We start from the raw sequence: 17,317 nt of genomic DNA, 5'->3' as shown, positions 1-17,317 counted from the left end.
TCGGACGTCAGCTCTCGAGCAGACGGCGCAGGTGCCGACCGACGGGCTCGGTCTCGATGAGGAACCCGTCGTGGCCGAAGTCGCTGTGCAGCACGACGGTGTCGTCGTCGATGGCGGTGCGGATGCCGCGGCTGATGCGGTGCTGGCCTTCCACGGGGAACAGCCGGTCGCTGTCGATGCCCAGCACGAGCGTGCGCGCCGTGACGCGTGCCAGGGCGTCCTCGACGCCGCCGCGATCGCGCCCGACGTCGTGCGAGTTCATCGCCTCGACGAGGGTCACGTACGAGTTCGCGTCGAAGCGGCGCGTGAAGCGGTTGCCGTGGAAGTCGAGGTAGCTCTCCACGGCGTACCGGCCGCCCGCGCCGAAGGGACTCTTGTCGGACTGCCACGACCGCTGGAACCGCTGGTTCAGCTCGGTGGGCGTGCGGTAGTTCAGCAGGGCCATGCGGCGCGCGAGCGACAGGCCGCGATGCGGACCGTCGCCGTCGGGTGCGTCGTAGTAGTGGCCCCCGGCGAACCGCGGGTCCATCTGGATCGCCGCGAGCTGCACGGAGTTGAGCGCGACCTGGTCGGCGGTCGTCGTCGGCGGGGAGCACAGCACGCCGAGCCGCTCGACCCGCTCGGGATGCGTGACCGCCCACTCGAGCGCGTGCATGCCGCCCATCGAGCCGCCGACCACGCCCGCCCACACGTCGATGCCGAGGGCGTCGGCGAGCATGACCTGCGCGGCGACCTGGTCGCGGATCGTGAGGAAGGGGAACCGCGACGCCCACTCGTAGCCGTCGGGGGCGATGCTCGCGGGGCCGGTCGACCCCTGGCATCCCCCCAGGATGTTCGGTGCGACGACGCACCAGCGGTCGGTGTCGATCGGGGCGCCCGGGCCGACGATCTCACCCCACCAGCCGTCGGTCGCGTGGCCCGGGCCGGCCTCGCCGCGCACGTGGCTGTCGCCCGTGAGGGCGTGCAGGATCAGCACGGCGTTATCGCGGGCGGGGGACAGCTCGCCCCAGGTCTCGTAGGCGAGTCGGATGCCGGGCAGGCTTGCGCCGCCCTCGGTCGCGAACGCGCCGAACCGCGCGAACCTGCGCTCCCCGATCGGGTCGCCGTCGCGCCAGGCGCCGGTCGCCGGTGGGCGCCCGAGGAGCGACCGGGCGTCTGCCTCGGTCACCGGAGCCGAGGGCACCGTGTCTTCCGAGGTCTGCCAGTCCATACGACCATTCTCCCGGCCGATGGGGAGGGTCAGCGCAGTGTTACGGGGGGCACGGACACCTTCGAAAGTTTCCGCCGAAAGGCGGGCGCGGGACCTTCGGACCCGTCGTTAGCGTCGGGGAGATCACCATTCTGTGACCTGATCGCTCCACCGGAAGAGACCCTGATGACACGTTCCTGGCGCCGCACCGCCTCCCTCACGATGGTCACAGCGCTCCTGGCGTCGACCATCGTGGCATTCCCCTCCATCGCATCGGCGGACGACGAGGTCGACGCGGCCTCGATCGCCGTCGCTGCGCAATCACTGGCGAATCTGGATGAGTCACTGCTCCTTGCTGCATCCGATGGAGCCGGGACCGGGACGGTGCAGACCAGCCAGGGCACCATCGGTGTCCCGTCGCGGTTGACGGACGGGGTGTCTATACACTCTCCCGGGCGGTCGCCCTTGACGATCGATCTCCCCGAGGCGGACGCGGCGGACGATGCCGTCCTCCTCCAGGGTGGGGCGGTGACCTACCCGGGTGAGTCCCTGACCAATTCTGTGATCGTCGGTGACGCGGGTGTGCAGATGCTGACGACGATCACTTCCGCCGACGCGCCGGAGCATCTCGAGTACGACGTCGACCTCGGCGTCGGCGAGTCGTTGCGATCGACCGAGGACGGCGCCGCGGTCGTCGCCGCTGACGGCACTGTCCTCGCCGTGGTCGCGGATGCCTGGGCACTCGACGCGGACGGCGACCCTGTCGCGACGCACTACGAGATCGAGGGCTCCACGCTCATCCAGGTCGTCGATCACCGCGCGGCGGGGGTCGCCTACCCGGTGGTGGCGGATCCGATCTGGATCGCTCCGTGGGTGTTCACGTGCCTCCTGGGCCTCGGGCTCAAAGGGCCGCAGATCACGCAGGCCTTCGCCACCGGCACGATCTGGGGTGGCCTCGGCGCGGCCGCGCTCGCCTGCGCACTGGGCAAGTGATCGCCGTGCAACCTGAGGAGCTGGCACGGAGGATCGCGAAGGTCGATTCTCAGATCGCGGCGCACCCGCTGTCCAGCGAACGCGTTACGCAGGCGCATGCCGTCATCGAGGCGCACGGGGGCACGGACGACTCCGATGCGATCTCGCGCGAGTTGGCCTCTCGAGGGCTCCCGAGTCTGGTGGAGCTCGGCCGTATCCAGGCGCGGAGCTCGTTCAGCTGGTGGCGGCTCCACCGCAAGCGGCGAGCACTGCTCCGTCGCGCGGATCGCTAGGCGACCCGCGCGCGGCGGACCGAGGAGACGATCGAGTCCAGCACAGCGTTCGACTGACGCAGCAGCGGGCGGGACGCGGCATCCTCGACCAGACGGTCCATGAGCAGCTGGGTCCTCGACACGATGGGACGCCAGTAACCGCCGGGGTGGTGCCGGTCCAGATCCAGGCGCAGTGACCCGTGGTCCGTCGTGAGCACGGCGGTGCCGGGCGCCAGGTCGAGGTCCGGGTCGGTCTGCGTGATCATGACCAGGACGGAACTCCACAGGCCCGAGAACGCGCCGGGGAACGGGAACCGTGTGGTCCTCAGGTCCAGGGTGGCACCCCGGATCTCGGTCCAGTCGACCTGCTGCGTCACGGCGGGTCCATCTCGGTGACTGATGGTGTCCACGCCGAGGACGAGGTGACGCCGACCGGGATCGCCGATCGCGAGCCCGTCAGGCACAGCGTGAAGAGGTCCGTAGCGTTTCATCGTCTTCCCTCGAGCGTATCGGGCCGGACGCGCGACACCCCGCCGCGGTGACCCGGGCGGGGTGTCGGTCTCCTGAGGAGGGGAGGTCAGGCGCGGGCGGCCTCCGAGAGGCGGCGCGCGGCGGCGAGGGCCTGGTCGAGGTCGGCCTTCAGGTCGTCGATGTTCTCGAGGCCGACCGAGAGGCGGACGAGGCCCGGAGTGACGCCCGAGGTGAGCTGCTGCTCCGGGGTCAGCTGCGAGTGCGTCGTGGATGCCGGGTGGATGACGAGCGAGCGCACGTCGCCGATGTTCGCCAGGTGGCTGAACAGGGTGAGCGCGTTGACGAACTCGCGACCTGCGGCCACGCCGCCCTTGAGCTCGAACGACAGCACCGCGCCGACGCCCTTGGGGGCGTAGCGGTTCGCCGCGGCGTACCAGGGCGAGGTGGGCAGACCCGAGTAGTTCACCGAGGCGACGTCGGGGTGGTTCTCGAGCCACTCCGCGATCTCCTGCGCGTTCTGCACGTGACGCTCGATGCGCAGCGACAGCGTCTCGACACCCTGGATGAGGTTCCACGCGCTCTGCGGCGAGATGGCCGAACCGAGGTCGCGCAGCAGCTGCACGCGCGCCTTGATGATGTAGGCGAGGGCGTCGCCGACCGCTGCGGTGTAGACGGCGCCGTGGTACGACTCGTCGGGCGTGGTCAGGCCGGGGAAGCGCTCGGCGTGCTGGGACCAGGGGAACGAGCCGCCGTCGACGATGACGCCGCCGATGGTCGTGCCGTGGCCGCCGAGGAACTTGGTCACCGAGTGGACGACGATGTCGGCGCCGTGCTCGAACGGACGGATCAGGTACGGGGTCGCGATGGTGTTGTCGACGATGAGCGGCACACCGGAGGCGTGGGCGACGTCGGCGACCGTCCGGATGTCGAGGACGTTGATCTGCGGATTGCCGATCGTCTCGGCGAAGAAGAGCTTCGTGTTCGGGCGGACCGCGCGGCGCCATTCTTCGGCGTCGTCCTGGTTCTCGACGAACGTCGTCTCGATGCCGAGCTTGGCGAGCGTGTACTTGAAGAGGTTGTAGGTGCCGCCGTAGATCGAGCTCGACGAGACGATGTGGTCGCCCGCCTGTGCGATGTTGAGGATGGCGAAGGTGGAGGCCGCCTGGCCGGAAGAGACGAGGAGGGCGCCGGTGCCTCCCTCGAGGCCCGCGAGACGCTGCTCGAGGACGTCCTGCGTCGGGTTCTGGATGCGGGTGTAGATGTTGCCGAACTCCGCCAGGGCGAACAGGTTCGCGGCGTGGTCGGCGTTGTCGAAGACGTACGAGGTCGTCTGGTAGATGGGTGTGGCGCGGGCCTTGGTGACCGGGTCCGGAGCGGCGCCGGTGTGGATCTGCTTGGTCTCGAAGCGCCAGTTCTCGGGTGCGGACATGACGGGCTCCCTGCGTGAGTGGACGGTGGGGTGACGGCCTGCGGACGGATGCCGCGGGCTCGACACCGACGTTACGAGCCGCACCCGGCGAGGACAACGGAACGGACACGCGGCGTAACGTGACGGCGTGCCGGGGGCGGGTCGCGAGTGGCTAGCGTGGACCTCATGGCGAATCGACGTGCAGTGGTGACCGGCGCGAGCTCGGGGATCGGTGAGGCGGTCGTGCGCGACCTCCGCGCGAGGGGCTGGGACGTCGTCGGAGTGGCCCGGCGCGCGGCGCGCCTGGAGGCCCTCGACGCCGAGATCGGGTCGCGCTCGTACGCCGCCGACCTCACGAGCGAGGCGGACGTCGCGGCACTCGCCGCGCACCTCGCCGACACCGGTCCGGTGCACGCGTTCGTCCACGTCGCGGGCGGCGCCCGCGGGACGCAGCGCGTCGAGGACGGCGACGCCGCCGACTGGCGCTGGATGTTCGAGGCCAACGTCCTGTCGGCGCAGCTGCTGACGGCAGCCCTCCTGCCGCTCCTGCGGCGCGCCGCCGAGGCCGACGGTCACGCCGACACGGTCTACGTCACCTCGACCGCGGCCCAGACCGCCTACCCGGGCGGTGCGGGGTACAACGCGGCGAAGGCGGGCGAGTCGATGCTGGTGCACGCGCTGCGGCTCGAGCTGAACGGCGAGCCGATCCGCGTCGTCGAGATCGCCCCCGGGATGGTGCAGACCGAGGAGTTCTCACTCAACCGCCTCGGCGGCGACCGGGCCGCGGCCGAGAAGGTCTACGACGGCGTCGACGAGCCGCTGACGGCGGCCGACGTCGCCGACGTCATCGGGTACGCGCTCGAGGCGCCGGGACACGTGAACCTCGACCTCGTCACGATGCGACCGGTCGCCCAGTCGGCGCAGCACCTGCTGGCGCGGGGGCGCCTCCGCCCCCGCAGCGACAAGGACTGACCGCGCTCAGCCCGCGGGCGGGGCGTCGGCGAACGCCACCTTCGGCACGAACACCAGCAGCACGGCGGCGAGGAATCCGCCGGCCGCGCAGATCGCCCACACCGTGAGGTAGCCGCCGAGCGAGCTCGCCGTCTGACCGACGACGCTGCCGGCGCCGGCGGCGAGGACCACGCCGAACACGGCGGACGAGAACGCGCCGCCGATCGTCTTCGTCGTGTTGGTCAGGCCGGAGGCCTCACCGGTCTTGCCGAGCGGGGCGGCCGCCGCCGCGGCGGCGGGCAGGGCACCCACGAGCGCGCCGCAGCCGATGCCCGCGATCGACAGGTTCAGCAGCACCTGCCACACCTCGAGGTGGAACGGCAGGAAGAGCGCGTACCCGATGCCCACCAGGGCGGCGGAGGCGATGAGCGCGAGGCGCGGGCTGACCCGTCGCGAGGTGACGGCGAACAGCACCGCGCCGACGATCAGCGACACGAGGTACAGCCCGATCACGTACGAGCGCTCGGTCGCATCCAATCCGAGTCCGTAGCCGAGCGAGGAGTCCGTCCCGGCGTAGGTGGACAGCGGGCCCTGCGCACCGAGCAGGCTGATGCCGATGAGGAAAGCGGTCGCCTGCACCGGCCACATGTCGGGTCGGGCGAGGACCCGCACGTCGATCACCGGGGAGGCGTGGCCCCGCTCGTGACGGACGAACCAGACGAGCACGCCGACGCCGACCACGAACAGCCCCACGACCCCCGCCCACGCGACCGGGCCGAGTGCGAGCTCACCGATGAGCCGCATCCACGCCAGTGCGCCGGTGACCAGCAGCAGACCCCATGCGAGCAGGACGACGCCCCACGTGTCGAGGCGCCGTTCGCCGCTTGGCGTCGACTCGGGGACGAAGAGCCAGATGACGACCGCGATGAGCGAGACCGCGACGGCGGGCACCATGAGGGTGAGGCCGAGGTCGCCCGTCGCCGCGTAGATGCGACCCGCCGCGAGGGCGCCAATGATGGCGCCGGCCTCGAGCCCCACGACCAGCAGACCCGCGGCGCGCCGGGTCATCGAGACGCCGCGGTTCTGCTGCCGCCCCCGTTCGAAGATCAGCGCGATCTCGAGAGGGAGCCACACGACGTAGAAGCCCTGCAGCGACCAGAACAGCAGGAAGGTCCAGAACGAGTCGGCGAAGACGAGACCCCACGAGGCGAGCGCGGTGAGGATCGCCGCGACGAGCAGGATGCGCTTGTGGCCGAACATGTCGCCGAGCTTCGCGAGGATCGGCACGACGAGGGCGCTGAGCAGCAGCTGCCCCGCCTCGAACCAGTTGACGTCGGCGTCGCGGATCCCGAGCTGGATCACGATGTCGCTGAACAGGGGCACGTAGAACCCCTGCAGGATGCCGCTGACGATCTCGACGAGGATGAACCACCCGATGAGCCCGGCGGTGATCCCCGCGGCCGAGGAACGCAGCGCGGACGATTGCAGGGCCGAGGAGCGCGCGGAGCCGGTCACGAGCGCGAGCCTAGCGCCGGAGGAGCCCGCGACCGCGAAGGCGCCCGCCCCGCAGGTCGTAGTCTGGGACCTCATGGACGAAGGGATGCCGGTGGCCGCCGAACGCGAGACGTTGACCTGGGACGATTTCGGCGGGGCGACCCGCGACCTCGCACGATCGATCATCGCCGACGGGTTCGCTCCCGACATCGTCGTCGCCATCGCCCGCGGCGGACTGCTGCCCGCCGGAGCGATCGCGTACGGCTTGGGGGTGAAGAGCTGCGGCGCGTTGAACGTCGAGTTCTACACGGGCATCGGCACGGTGCTCGACGCTCCCGCGCTCCTGCCGCCCGACCTCGACCTCGGCGCCCTGCCCGGCAAGCGCGTGCTCCTCGTCGACGACGTCGCCGACAGCGGCCGCACCCTCGCGCTCGCCGTGAAGATGCTGCGGGAGGCCGGCGCCGACGTCCGCTCGGTGTGCATCTACACGAAGCCCGGGTCGATCGCGATGCCCGACTACTCGTGGCGCGAGACCGACCTCTGGATCGACTTCCCCTGGTCGTTCCGGGGAACTGTGGTCCAGGAGGACCAGGGGCTCCCCGCCGGCGCATGACCGCCCGCTCGCTCGACGACCTGGCCGCCGACGGTCTGCTCGACCCGGAATGGGCGCAGGCGCTCGGGCCCGTGGCATCCGACATCGCGGCCCTCGGCGACCGCCTGCGCGCCGACGAGCGCGGCTACCTGCCCGAGGGACGCCACGTCCTGCGCGCCTTCGCGCAGCCGCTGTCGCGGGTGCGGGTGCTCATCGTCGGTCAGGACCCGTACCCCACCCCGGGGCATCCGATCGGCCTTTCGTTCGCCGTCGAGCGCCACGTGCGCCCGCTGCCGCGCAGCCTCGCCAACATCTACGCCGAGCTCTCGGCCGATCTCGGCATCCCCCCGGCCCCCCACGGCGACCTGTCGAAGTGGACCGAGCAGGGCGTCCTGCTCCTCAACCGCGTCCTCACCGTCGCGCCCGGGGAGGCGGGCTCCCACCGCGGCTGGGGGTGGGAACGCGTCACCGAGCACGCGATCCGCACCCTCGTCGCGCGGCCCGGTCCGCTCGTCGCGGTGCTGTGGGGGAGGGATGCCGCAGGCCTCATCCCCATGCTCGGCGACACCCCGCGCGTCGAGTCGACGCATCCGTCCCCCCTCTCGGCGCGGCGCGGCTTCTTCGGGTCGCGGCCGTTCTCCCGGGTGAACGCGCTGCTCGAGGCGCAGGGAGCGGCCCCCGTCGACTGGCGGCTGCCCGACTGACGGGACGGGCCGCCGGTGAGCCGTATGCTGGCGGCATGCTGGAGGACGAGTACGAGCGCGATCGTCGCCGCCTGCCCCGTCACCTCCGCCGCCGGCCCGAGCCCGAGCGCGAGTTCTCCTTCGAGCTGCGCCCCGCCGTGCGCACCGACATGCCGGACGTTCGGGAGATCTACAACTACTACGTCACCAACTCGGTCGTGACCTTCGACGAGAAGCGCTGGACGCACGCGCAGTGGGTGGAGAAGTTCGACCACCTGACGAAGCTCGGGCTGCCGTTCCTCGTCGCCGTCTCGCCGACCGGGCAGATCCTCGGCTACGGCCTGGTCTCGCCGTGGACGGGCAAGAGTGGCTTCCGCTACACGGTCGAGAACTCGATCTACCTGGGTCAGGCGGCCACCGGCAAGGGACTCGGCACGGCGCTCCTGCAGGCCCTCATCGCCGCGTGCGAGGAGAAGGGCATCCGCGAGATGGTCGCCGTCATCAGCGACAAGGGTGCCGAGGGCTCGCTCGCCCTGCACGAGCGGCTCGGTTTCGTCGAGGTGGGCCGGATGGGCCGCGTCGGGTACAAGTTCGGGCGATCGCTCGGCACGATCTACCTGCAGAAGCACCTGAACCCGAAGAAGAAGGAATCGATCCTCTCGCGCATCCGCGCGCGCTGAGTCAGGGCGCCGGAACCGTCGCGCCGTCGGCCTGCACCCGGTCGATCAGGTCGCGCCACGGCCCGGCGGCGTCGCCGTCGCCGAGCGACGCCCGGCGGTGGCACGAGCCGCCGGCCACGGCGACCTCCCACGAGAACCGGTCGGCACCGGGAGCGGATGCCGGTGGCTCCTCCCACGGGCACGCGTCGATGAGCGGCATCCACCCGTCCGTCTCCTCGGGAGCGACCTCGACGCGCCACGCCCGGCGCAGCCCCGCGAAGCCGCCGGTGCGCACCACGACGATCGTCATCGGGTCAGCGAGTTCGGGCATCCTCCACGACTCCGACGCTCGCCCACGCGGTGCGGACGGCGACGGCCTCCTCCGAGTCCTCACCGTACTCCCGCGCCGCCGTGTCCGCGGTCGCCGTCGCGAACTGCGCGAAGGTGGCGGTGGGGCTGAGGGAACCCGCGGTGAGGGTGAGGTACCAGATGCGTCCCGCGCGCTCCCAGGCGTAGCCGCCGAGCGCCGTGGCGACGAGGTGGAACGCCTTGTTCGGGATGCCGGAATTGATGTGCACGCCGCCGTTGTCGCCCGAGGTCTCGACGAAATCGCGCATGTGCGAGGGCTGCGGGTCCTTGCCGAGCACGTCGTCGTCGTAGGCGGTGCCCGGGGCGGCGAGCGAGCGCAGCGCCGATCCGGTGACGGCGTCGGTGAAGATCTCGGCGCCGATGAGCCAGGTCGCGGCATCCGCTGTCTGTCCGCGGTGATGCTGGTCGGTGAGCGCCCCGAAGACGTCGGCGATCGATTCGTTGAGCGCGCCGGACTGCCCCGAGTAGTCGAGGCCGCCGGCGCTCTCGATGACGCCGTGCCCCAGCTCGTGCGCGATGACGCTGAGCGAACGGGTGAACCCGGCGAACACCTCGCCGTCGCCGTCGCCGAACACCATGCGCTCGCCGTCCCAGAACGCGTTGTCGTACGCCCGGCCGTAGTGCACGGTGGCGGCGAGAGCGCCGCTGCGGCCGTCGAGACCGACCCGCTCGAAGGCGTCCCAGAGCAAGGTGAAGGTCGCGCCGAGCCCGTCGTATGCCTCGTCGACCGCCGCGTCGCCGGTGGGGGCGGCGCCCTCGGCGCGGGCGGGGGTGCCCGGCAGCTCCTCCCGGTTCTGCGCGTCGGAGATCAGCCGGTCGGGGTCGGGCGCCGCCGAGACGACGAGGGCGTCGCCGTCGACCGACAGGTCGAGGTGCGCGCGCATCGGCGCGTACGCCCGCGGGACGGCGAGGGTCGCGCGTGCGGCGGCGACGGCGTGCGGGAATCGTTCGGCCGGAGCGGCCGCGAGACGGGCGAGCAGGTACGGCGGGACGATGGCGTGCATGCCGCCACGCTAGTGCCCGGCGCCGACACCCGGGCCGTCGGTCAGCGCTCGCGCGGGTCGATGACGGGGATCGACGCGAGCAGGCGACGGGTGTAGGCGACCTGCGGATCGAGCAGGACCTTCTCGGTCGGGCCCTCCTCGACGACACGGCCCTCGGTCATGACGACGACGTCGTCGCAGAGGTTCTGCACCACGCCGATGTCGTGCGAGACCATCACCAGGGTCAGGCCGTCCCGCTGCCGCAGGCCCCGGATGAGATCGAGGATCTGCGCCCGGACGGTCACGTCGAGCGCCGACAGCGGCTCGTCGCCGACGAGGACGTCGGGACGGTGCACGAGGGCGCGGGCGAGGGCGATGCGCTGCCGCTGACCGCCTGAGAACTCGTGGGGGAACCGCTCCGCGGTGTCGGCGGGCAGGCCGACGTCGTCCAGCACCTCCCGCACGCGCGCGCGGTGGTCGCCCGGGATCTCGAGCGCCGACAGCGGCTCGCCGACGATGCGTCCGACGCTCATCCGCGGGTCGAGCGACCCGTACGGGTCCTGGAAGACGATGCCGGTCCGCCGTCGCAGCCAGTGCAGGGAGCGAGCGGGTGCGCTGCCGTCGACGGGACGCCCGTCGAACTCGACGGTGCCGACGGTCGCCGTGTCGAGGCCGAGAAGCAGGCGCACGAGCGTGGACTTGCCCGAGCCGGACTCGCCGATGATGCCGAGGGCGCTGTGGGCGCGGACGTCGACGTCCACGTCGTCGAGCGCCGTCGTCCACCGTTTCGGTGCGAAGGCGCCGGCCCGCGGCATCCGGTACCGCCGCGTGAGTCCGCGCGCACGGATCAGTTCGCTCACGCGTCCCCCCTCGGTCGCCACAGGGTCGCCGTCGCGTCCCGCAGCAGGGCCTGCGTGACGGGGGAGGCGGGGGAGCGCAGCAGCGTGCGGAGCGGTCCCTGCTCGACGACCCGTCCGGTGTCGAGGACGACGGCGTCCGTCGCGATCTGCGAGAGCACCGCGAGGTCGTGCGTGATGAACACGAGCGACATCCCGTCCTCGTCGACGAGCTGGTGCAGCAGGTCGAGGATCTCGGCCTGGATCGTCACGTCGAGCGCCGTCGTGGGCTCGTCGGCGATGAGCAGGCGCGGCCGGCAGGCGAGGGCCATGGCGATCGCGACGCGCTGACGCTGCCCGCCCGAGAGCTGGTGCGGGTAGCGGCGGACGATCGACTCCGGATCGGGCAGGCGCACCCGGCGCGCCTCCTCGACCGCCCGCGCCCACGCGTCGGCGCGGGAGACGTCGCGATGGTGGATGCGGATCGACTCGGCGATCTGTCGCCCCACCGTGCGGATCGGGTTGAGCGCCGTCTGGGGCTCCTGGAACACCATGCCGATCTCGTCCCCGCGCAGCTGCGCGAGGTCGCGGTCCCGCATCCCGACGAGCTCCCGCCCGTCCCAGCGGATGCTGCCGCCGACCTCCGCGCCGTCGGGGAGGAGCCCGAGGATCGCGAGCGCCGTGAGGGACTTGCCCGACCCCGACTCGCCGATGAGGCCGACGCGGTCGCCGTCGCCCACCTCGAGGTCGACGCCGTCGACGACGCGGCGACCGCCGACGTCGATCGTGAGTCCCGCCACCGAGAGCGTCATGCCGTCACCGCCGCGGGCGGTTCCGCGCCGACCGGGCCGACACGGCGCGACAGCGTGGGGTCGGTGGCGTCGCGCAGGGCGTCGCCGAGGAGGTTGAAACCGAGCACCGTCAGGGTGATCGCGAGCCCCGGCCACACCACCGAGAGCGGGTGGACGCTGATGAACCGCTGCAGGTCGGCGAGCAGCAGCCCCCACGACGGCTCCGTCACGGGGGCGCCGAACCCGAGGTAGGACAGTCCCGCCTCGGCGAGGACGGCGACGGCCATGCCCCAGGACAGCTGCACGATGAACACCGGCGCGACGTTGGGCAGCAGGTGGCGCCACAGGTTCTGCCAGGGGGTCAAGCCCGAGGCGCGTCCGGCGAGCACGAAGTCGCTGTGCAGCACCCGGCGGAGCTCGGGCCGGGTCACCCGGGCGATGTTGACCCCGAACCCGATGCCGACCGAGACGACGACCACGAGAAGGGAGCCGCCCCACACCGCCGAGATCATCATCGCGATGAGCAGCACGGGGAAGGCGATGAGGACGTCGATGAGCACCGTGACGGCCTCGCGGACGGGCCGCGGGGTGAGCGCCCCGAGAGCCGCGAGCAGGAGTCCGATGACGGTCGCGATGACCCCGGCGCCGACGGCGACGAGGACCGTCGTGCGCGCACCGGCCATGAGCAGGCTGAGGATGTCGCGGCCCGAACCGTCGGTGCCGAGCAGATGCGCGGCATTCGGTCCGGACCACCGGTTCGGGACGTCGACGCGTTGCGGATCGAACGGTGTCCAGACCAGCGAGACGGCGGCGACGACGAGGATCACCAGCACGACGACGACGCCGAACCGTCCCGTGCCCGACCCCCAGAGCCGCTGCGCCCACGCGAACCGCTGCATCACTCGGCCTCCCGCTGACGCGGATCGAGGAGGCGGTGCGCGAGGTCGACCGCGAAACCGATGACGAGGACGAGGCCTGTGAGGACGAGCAGCTCGCCTTGCACCTTCACGAGGTCCCGGTTGCCGGTGTCCTCCACGAGCATGCGGCCGATGCCGGGGAGGCTGAAGAGTTGCTCGATCACGACGGCGCCGACCATGATGCCGGCGACCTGGACGCCCAAGACGGTGACGACCGACAGGCCGACGCTCGGCAGGCCGTGCCGCAGGAGCGCCTGCGTGCGGGTGAGTCCCTTCGCGGCCGCCGTCCGCACGAAGTCCTGCCCCATCGCCTGCAGGGTCGCCGAGCGCACGAACCGGAGCAGGACCGCGCCCTCGACGACGCCGATCGTGAGGGCCGGCAGGAGCAGGGCGCGGACGGCCGCGCCGGGGTCGGACCAACCGGCCCGCGGGAACCCCTGGGCGGGCAGCCAGCCGAGCGACACGGCGAAGACGACGACGAGCATCATCCCCGCCCACACGACCGGGACGGCGGCGAGGGCCTGCGCGCCGACCGAGACGAGGACGCCGTCCGGTCGGCGGCGCCGGACCGCGGCGTGCACGCCGAACGGGACCGCGACGATGAGGGCGATGACGAAGGAGAGGATGCCGAGGGGCACCGTGACCTCCGCCTTCTGCAGCAGCTCCGAGGCCACCGGCGTGCCGGTCAGCTGCGAACGTCCCAGGTCGCCCGTGAGGATGCCCGCGATCCAGTCGCCGTACTGCACGGGCAGGGGCCGGTCGAGTCCCAGGCGCTCGCGGATCCCTGCGATCTGCTCGGGGGTGGAGTTGACGCCCGCGATGAGCTGCGCGACGTCACCGGGGAGGATGCGCAGGGTCGTGAAGATCAGCGCACTGGCGACGAACAGGCCCAGCACCAGCAGGGCCAGTCGCGTCAGCGCGTAACGGATCACCCCTCGCTCTTGGCCAGTTCTGCGACGTTGAGTCGCTCGTTGACGTTGACGGTCGGCATCCCGCTCACGTTCGAGCCGACCGCCACGACGGACGCACCGTTGTAGAGCCAGTCGGCGGCGTCGTCCTCGGACACGATGCGCGCGGCCTGCGCGAGCAGGTCGGCGGCCTCGGCGTCGTCGGTCGCGGCGACCGACTGCGCGTACAGCGCCTGCACCTCGGGGTTGTCGTAGGTGAAGTAGTAGTCGGGGTTCGCCCAGTTCTCGAAGTCGCGCGCCTCGGTGTGCAGCACGAAGCTCAGCTCGTAGTCCTTGTTGACGTACACGTCATTGATCCACGCCGGGAACTCGACGGGGTTCACCTGGAGGGTGATCCCCACGTCGCGCAGGTTGGAGACGAGGATCTGCGGGACCGTGGTGCCGTACGCCGAGGGGATCGTGAGCGTGAGGGTGAGGTCCTCGGCGCCCGCCTCGGCGAGCAGGGCGCGCGCGGCCTCCGGGTCGAACGGGGCGACGTCGGCGAGGTCCTCGTAGCCCGGGTCGAGCGACGGGATCGGGCCGTACATCGTCGTGCCGGCGCCGAGCGCCTCGACGATCGACGCGTTGTCGATCGCCTGGCGGATCGCCTGGCGCACGCGGTCGTCGGCGAGCGGACCGGAGGTCTGGTTGAACGCGAGCGTGCCCTTGTCGGTGGACTCGCCGATCTCGAGCGAGAAGTCGCCGTTCGCCTCGATCTGGTCCTTCAGGTTCGCGTCGAACCCGGTGAGCACGTCGAACTCGCCGGCCAGCGCGCCGCTGAGGGCGGCCTGGTTGTCGCCCACATAGGAGAAGACGACCTCGGCCGCGGCGGCCGGGGTGCCCCAGTACTCGGCGAAGCGCTCGAAGACGATGCTGTCGCCCTCGCGCCATTCGGTGAGACGGAAGGGGCCGGTGCCGTTCGCCGCGGTCTTGCGGTCGATCTTGTCGCCCTCCTTCAGGACGAGCCCGGCGCGACCGGTGAGGCTCCACAGGAGCGTCGAATCGGGCGCCTTCAGCGTGAGGGTCACGGTCTGCCCGTCGGCGGCGATGTCCGCGACGTTCGCGAGCCGCGCGGAGTCGCGGAAGGTCGAGGTGTCGCGCACCTGCGTCAGCGACCACACGACGTCCTGGGGGGTGAGCGGCTGACCGTCGTGGAAGGTGACGCCTTCGCGCACCGTGAAGGTGTAGGTCAGCTTGTCGTCGGAGACCTCGTAGTCGCTCGCGAGCGCCGGGACGATCTCCTGGTCGGGGGTGCGGGCGACGAGGCCCTGGTAGACGTTGTCGACGAGGATCTGGTCGAGGGCCGAACCGGCCGTCTCGCGGATGTCGAGGTTGCCCGGCTCGAGCACGAGACGCACGTTGACGGATGCGTCGGGGTCGGGGGTGCCTGCCGAGGCGGACGGACCGGGCTGGGAGCCGGTGCAGCCGGACAGGAGCAGGGCGCCGGCAGCGACGAGCGCGGCGGCGGCCAGGGCGGTGCGGCGAAGCATGTGCGTGGGGGATCCTTTCGGCACGATGGGGGTCGTCACTACGGCCGCGCCATCGGAGTGCTCGGGTGCGCGTTACAGCCTAGAGTCCCGCGCGCGCAGTTCGGTCACCGGCCGTCATGTGCCGCGCGCACGGCCGCGGCGAGCTCGACGGGGCGCTCCTCCTGCACGTTGTGCCCCGACTCCAGCTCGAGATGGCGTGCGGCCGGCATCCGCTCCCGGAACTCGCGCCGGTCCGCCTCGGTGAGGAAGCCCCGCGTGCCGGTGACGAGGGTGACGGGGGCGGTGACCGCGGCGAGGTGGTGCCATCCCGCGGCGGAGAGGACACCGGCATCCGCCCGCTGCGCGGCGTCGACCGCTGCGGCGGCCCCCGGGTCCGCCGCGAGCCGGTTCGCGAGGTGCGCGTAGTGGTGCTTCCACTCGACGCGGCCGTCGGGGCGGATGCGGGAGTTCAGCGACACCCCTCGCGTGGCCGCCTCGCGCGAGCCGCCGAGACCGAACGAGAGCGCGCGGTCGACGAGCTCGTCGCGGCTGGCCCAGTCGGTGGGACCGGCGAAGAAGGCGCGGATCGAGGCGGCGGCGCCGTTCGGGTCGATGCCGGGGGAGATGTCGACGAGGACGAGGGCCGCGACGAGCTCGGGATGCCGCGCCGCGAGGGCCGCGGCGGTGAGCCCGCCGAGCGAGTGCCCGACGAGGGTCTGCGGGCGGCCGCCGGTCCAGGCGGTGACGGCGGGTGCGATGTCGGCGGCGAGGGTGTCACCGGTGTACTGCGCGTCGCTGCGCCACGACGAGTCGCCGTGCCCCGGCAGGTCCAGGACGAGCGCCGGGAGACCGGCGGCGAGGACCGTCGTGTCCCACGTGTGGGCGTTGAGTCCGGCGCCATGGAGGAACGTGACCTCGTCCGCGAGGCCCGGGTCGCCGAACCGCAGGGCGCTCACCCTCCGTCCGTCCGGCAGCTGGTGCGTCAGGCGGCGCACCGGCGGGACGGGGACCCCGAGGGCGTCGCCCTGCGCGGGGAGGTAGGAGAACTCGTCGAACGCGTCGTCGCTCACGTTCCTCATTGTCGCCGATCCCCGGTGGCGGGGACGCGGCTACGGTGGACGGCATGAGCGATCCCCACCGCGTGCACCTGGCCCGCGCGAGCCGGCCGGCCTACGACGCCCTCGAGGCGTTCGCCAAGACCGTCGGCGACCTCGCCGCCGAGGCGGGGATCGACGCCCGCCTGCGGGAGATCGCCCTCATCCATGCCTCGCAGCTGAACGGATGCGCCTACTGCGTGCGCGTGCACGCCGATCGTGCCGCCAAGGCGGGGCTCACGATGGACGTCGTCGCGCAGATCGCCGTCTGGCGTGAATCGGGCGTCTTCACCGAGCGGGAGCGCGCGGCGCTCGAGCTCACGGAGGCCTACGTCTTCATCCACGAGGAGGGCGTCCCCGACGACGTCTACGACCGGGTCGGCGGCATCCTCTCCGAGGAGGAGTACGTCGCGCTCAGCTGGCTGCTCGTCTCGATCAACGCCTTCAACCGGATCGCGATCGCGGGGCGCTACCCCGTGCCCGAGCGCCCGGCGCCGCCGACACCGTGACGGTCCACGACGTCCCCGGCGTCTTCAACGTCCGCGACGTCGGCGGGCTGCCCGCGGACGGCGGCCGCACGAGGGACGGCGTCCTGTTCCGATCGGGGCACCTGGCGCGGCTGACCTCGGAGGGTCGCGAGCGGCTCGCGGCGTTCGGCATCCGTCGCATCGTCGACCTCCGCGACGAGCAGGAGCGACGCGACGAACCGTCCCGCATCGACGGGCTCGGCGTCGAGACCGTGTTCCTGCCGATGTTCGCCGGGTCGGCCGCCTCGTTCTTCGACGACGACCTCTCGCTCGACGACCTGTACCGGGCGCTCGTCGACGGTTCTGCGTCGCGGCTGGTCGAGGTGGTGCGCGCCGTGCTGGCGGCGCAGCCGGTGCTCGTCCACTGCACGGTCGGCAAGGACCGCACCGGGCTGTCGGTCGCCCTCGTCCTCGCCGCCGCGGGGGTCGACGAGGAGGCCGTCGTCGCCGACTACGCGCGCACCGAGCACCTGCTGCCCGCGGCCCGCAACGACGCCGTCCTGCGCTTCCTCCGCGCCCGCTACCCGCACGCGCGACACCTCGAGGACCTCGCGACGCGCTCGCCGGCAGAGGCGATGCGCGCCGTCTTCGAGGACCTGCGGCTGCGCTACGGCGGTCCGGTCGACTACCTGCGGGCGTACGGACTGCGCGACGACGAGATCGCCGAGCTCCGCCGCATCCTCATCGCGTGAT

The 17,317-nt window shown here is 72.0% G+C and carries 19 protein-coding genes; 7 read left to right on the top strand and 12 right to left on the bottom strand.

Annotation, left to right across the window (positions count from 1 at the left end):
• Nucleotides 1-7 precede the first annotated feature (7 nt).
• Nucleotides 8-1,210, bottom strand: coding sequence for a homoserine O-acetyltransferase (locus Q9S36_RS05625; protein WP_311284274.1), 1,203 nt, complete (start codon nt 1,208-1,210; stop codon nt 8-10).
• A 165-nt stretch (nt 1,211-1,375) separates the two neighbouring features.
• Between Q9S36_RS05625 and Q9S36_RS05620 the strand changes: the two genes are divergently transcribed.
• Entirely contained in the window at nt 1,376-2,182 is an 807-nt protein-coding gene (locus tag Q9S36_RS05620) for a hypothetical protein (RefSeq protein WP_311284273.1), read from the top strand.
• A gap of 268 nt (nt 2,183-2,450) precedes the next feature.
• Here Q9S36_RS05620 and Q9S36_RS05615 read toward each other — a convergent pair whose 3' ends face one another.
• Both Q9S36_RS05615 and Q9S36_RS05610 read right to left on the bottom strand, forming a co-directional pair.
• Nucleotides 2,451-2,810: a hypothetical protein gene (locus tag Q9S36_RS05615; RefSeq protein WP_311284271.1), complete on the bottom strand. Its 360-nt coding sequence runs from the start codon at nt 2,808-2,810 to the stop codon at nt 2,451-2,453.
• A 200-nt stretch (nt 2,811-3,010) separates the two neighbouring features.
• Complete coding sequence (locus tag Q9S36_RS05610) at nt 3,011-4,333, bottom strand: bifunctional o-acetylhomoserine/o-acetylserine sulfhydrylase (RefSeq protein ID WP_311284270.1); 1,323 nt, start codon at nt 4,331-4,333, stop codon at nt 3,011-3,013.
• A 165-nt stretch (nt 4,334-4,498) separates the two neighbouring features.
• On the opposite strand from Q9S36_RS05610, the gene Q9S36_RS05605 reads away from it, so the two are divergent.
• Nucleotides 4,499-5,284, top strand: coding sequence for an SDR family oxidoreductase (locus tag Q9S36_RS05605; RefSeq protein ID WP_311284268.1), 786 nt, complete (start codon nt 4,499-4,501; stop codon nt 5,282-5,284).
• A gap of 6 nt (nt 5,285-5,290) precedes the next feature.
• Here Q9S36_RS05605 and Q9S36_RS05600 read toward each other — a convergent pair whose 3' ends face one another.
• Entirely contained in the window at nt 5,291-6,736 is a 1,446-nt protein-coding gene (locus Q9S36_RS05600) for an MFS transporter (RefSeq protein WP_311284461.1), read from the bottom strand.
• A gap of 115 nt (nt 6,737-6,851) precedes the next feature.
• On the opposite strand from Q9S36_RS05600, the gene Q9S36_RS05595 reads away from it, so the two are divergent.
• The 3 genes from Q9S36_RS05595 to Q9S36_RS05585 are packed head-to-tail and all read left to right on the top strand — an operon-like array spanning nt 6,852 to nt 8,712.
• Complete coding sequence (locus Q9S36_RS05595) at nt 6,852-7,370, top strand: phosphoribosyltransferase (protein ID WP_064001441.1); 519 nt, start codon at nt 6,852-6,854, stop codon at nt 7,368-7,370.
• A complete protein-coding gene (locus Q9S36_RS05590; RefSeq protein WP_311284267.1) occupies nt 7,367-8,053 on the top strand; it encodes a uracil-DNA glycosylase in 687 nt (228 codons plus the stop codon). The genes Q9S36_RS05595 and Q9S36_RS05590 overlap by 4 nt, the downstream gene beginning before the upstream one ends.
• Before the next feature lie 35 nt (nt 8,054-8,088).
• Nucleotides 8,089-8,712: a GNAT family N-acetyltransferase gene (locus Q9S36_RS05585; RefSeq protein ID WP_217531138.1), complete on the top strand. Its 624-nt coding sequence runs from the start codon at nt 8,089-8,091 to the stop codon at nt 8,710-8,712.
• 1 nt (nt 8,713) lies between these two features.
• Here Q9S36_RS05585 and Q9S36_RS05580 read toward each other — a convergent pair whose 3' ends face one another.
• From Q9S36_RS05580 to Q9S36_RS05545, 8 genes are all read right to left on the bottom strand, one after another.
• Nucleotides 8,714-9,022: a protealysin inhibitor emfourin gene (locus Q9S36_RS05580; RefSeq protein WP_311284266.1), complete on the bottom strand. Its 309-nt coding sequence runs from the start codon at nt 9,020-9,022 to the stop codon at nt 8,714-8,716.
• The gene (locus tag Q9S36_RS05575) at nt 9,006-10,064 is read right to left on the bottom strand and encodes a M4 family metallopeptidase (RefSeq protein WP_311284265.1); all 1,059 of its coding nucleotides are present in this window, start codon (nt 10,062-10,064) and stop codon (nt 9,006-9,008) included. Before Q9S36_RS05575 ends, Q9S36_RS05580 begins: the two co-directional genes overlap by 17 nt.
• Before the next feature lie 41 nt (nt 10,065-10,105).
• Nucleotides 10,106-10,858: an ATP-binding cassette domain-containing protein gene (locus Q9S36_RS05570; protein ID WP_311284460.1), complete on the bottom strand. Its 753-nt coding sequence runs from the start codon at nt 10,856-10,858 to the stop codon at nt 10,106-10,108.
• 41 nt (nt 10,859-10,899) lie between these two features.
• On the bottom strand, nt 10,900-11,691 hold the full coding sequence (locus Q9S36_RS05565; protein ID WP_311284264.1) for an ABC transporter ATP-binding protein: 792 nt from the start codon (nt 11,689-11,691) through the stop codon (nt 10,900-10,902).
• Nucleotides 11,688-12,569: an ABC transporter permease gene (locus tag Q9S36_RS05560; RefSeq protein WP_311284263.1), complete on the bottom strand. Its 882-nt coding sequence runs from the start codon at nt 12,567-12,569 to the stop codon at nt 11,688-11,690. Before Q9S36_RS05560 ends, Q9S36_RS05565 begins: the two co-directional genes overlap by 4 nt.
• A complete protein-coding gene (locus Q9S36_RS05555; protein ID WP_311284262.1) occupies nt 12,569-13,519 on the bottom strand; it encodes an ABC transporter permease in 951 nt (316 codons plus the stop codon). Before Q9S36_RS05555 ends, Q9S36_RS05560 begins: the two co-directional genes overlap by 1 nt.
• Nucleotides 13,516-15,024: an ABC transporter substrate-binding protein gene (locus Q9S36_RS05550; RefSeq protein WP_311284261.1), complete on the bottom strand. Its 1,509-nt coding sequence runs from the start codon at nt 15,022-15,024 to the stop codon at nt 13,516-13,518. The genes Q9S36_RS05555 and Q9S36_RS05550 overlap by 4 nt, the downstream gene beginning before the upstream one ends.
• A gap of 104 nt (nt 15,025-15,128) precedes the next feature.
• The gene (locus Q9S36_RS05545; RefSeq protein ID WP_311284260.1) at nt 15,129-16,082 is read right to left on the bottom strand and encodes an alpha/beta hydrolase; all 954 of its coding nucleotides are present in this window, start codon (nt 16,080-16,082) and stop codon (nt 15,129-15,131) included.
• A gap of 44 nt (nt 16,083-16,126) precedes the next feature.
• On the opposite strand from Q9S36_RS05545, the gene Q9S36_RS05540 reads away from it, so the two are divergent.
• Both Q9S36_RS05540 and Q9S36_RS05535 read left to right on the top strand, forming a co-directional pair.
• Complete coding sequence (locus Q9S36_RS05540) at nt 16,127-16,606, top strand: carboxymuconolactone decarboxylase family protein (RefSeq protein ID WP_311284259.1); 480 nt, start codon at nt 16,127-16,129, stop codon at nt 16,604-16,606.
• Complete coding sequence (locus tag Q9S36_RS05535) at nt 16,603-17,316, top strand: tyrosine-protein phosphatase (RefSeq protein WP_311284258.1); 714 nt, start codon at nt 16,603-16,605, stop codon at nt 17,314-17,316. The genes Q9S36_RS05540 and Q9S36_RS05535 overlap by 4 nt, the downstream gene beginning before the upstream one ends.
• Nucleotide 17,317: the final 1 nt, after the last annotated feature.

This window comes from Microbacterium sp. ARD31 (assembly GCF_031844425.1).
This window is presented reverse-complemented; position numbering and strand designations above follow the sequence as displayed.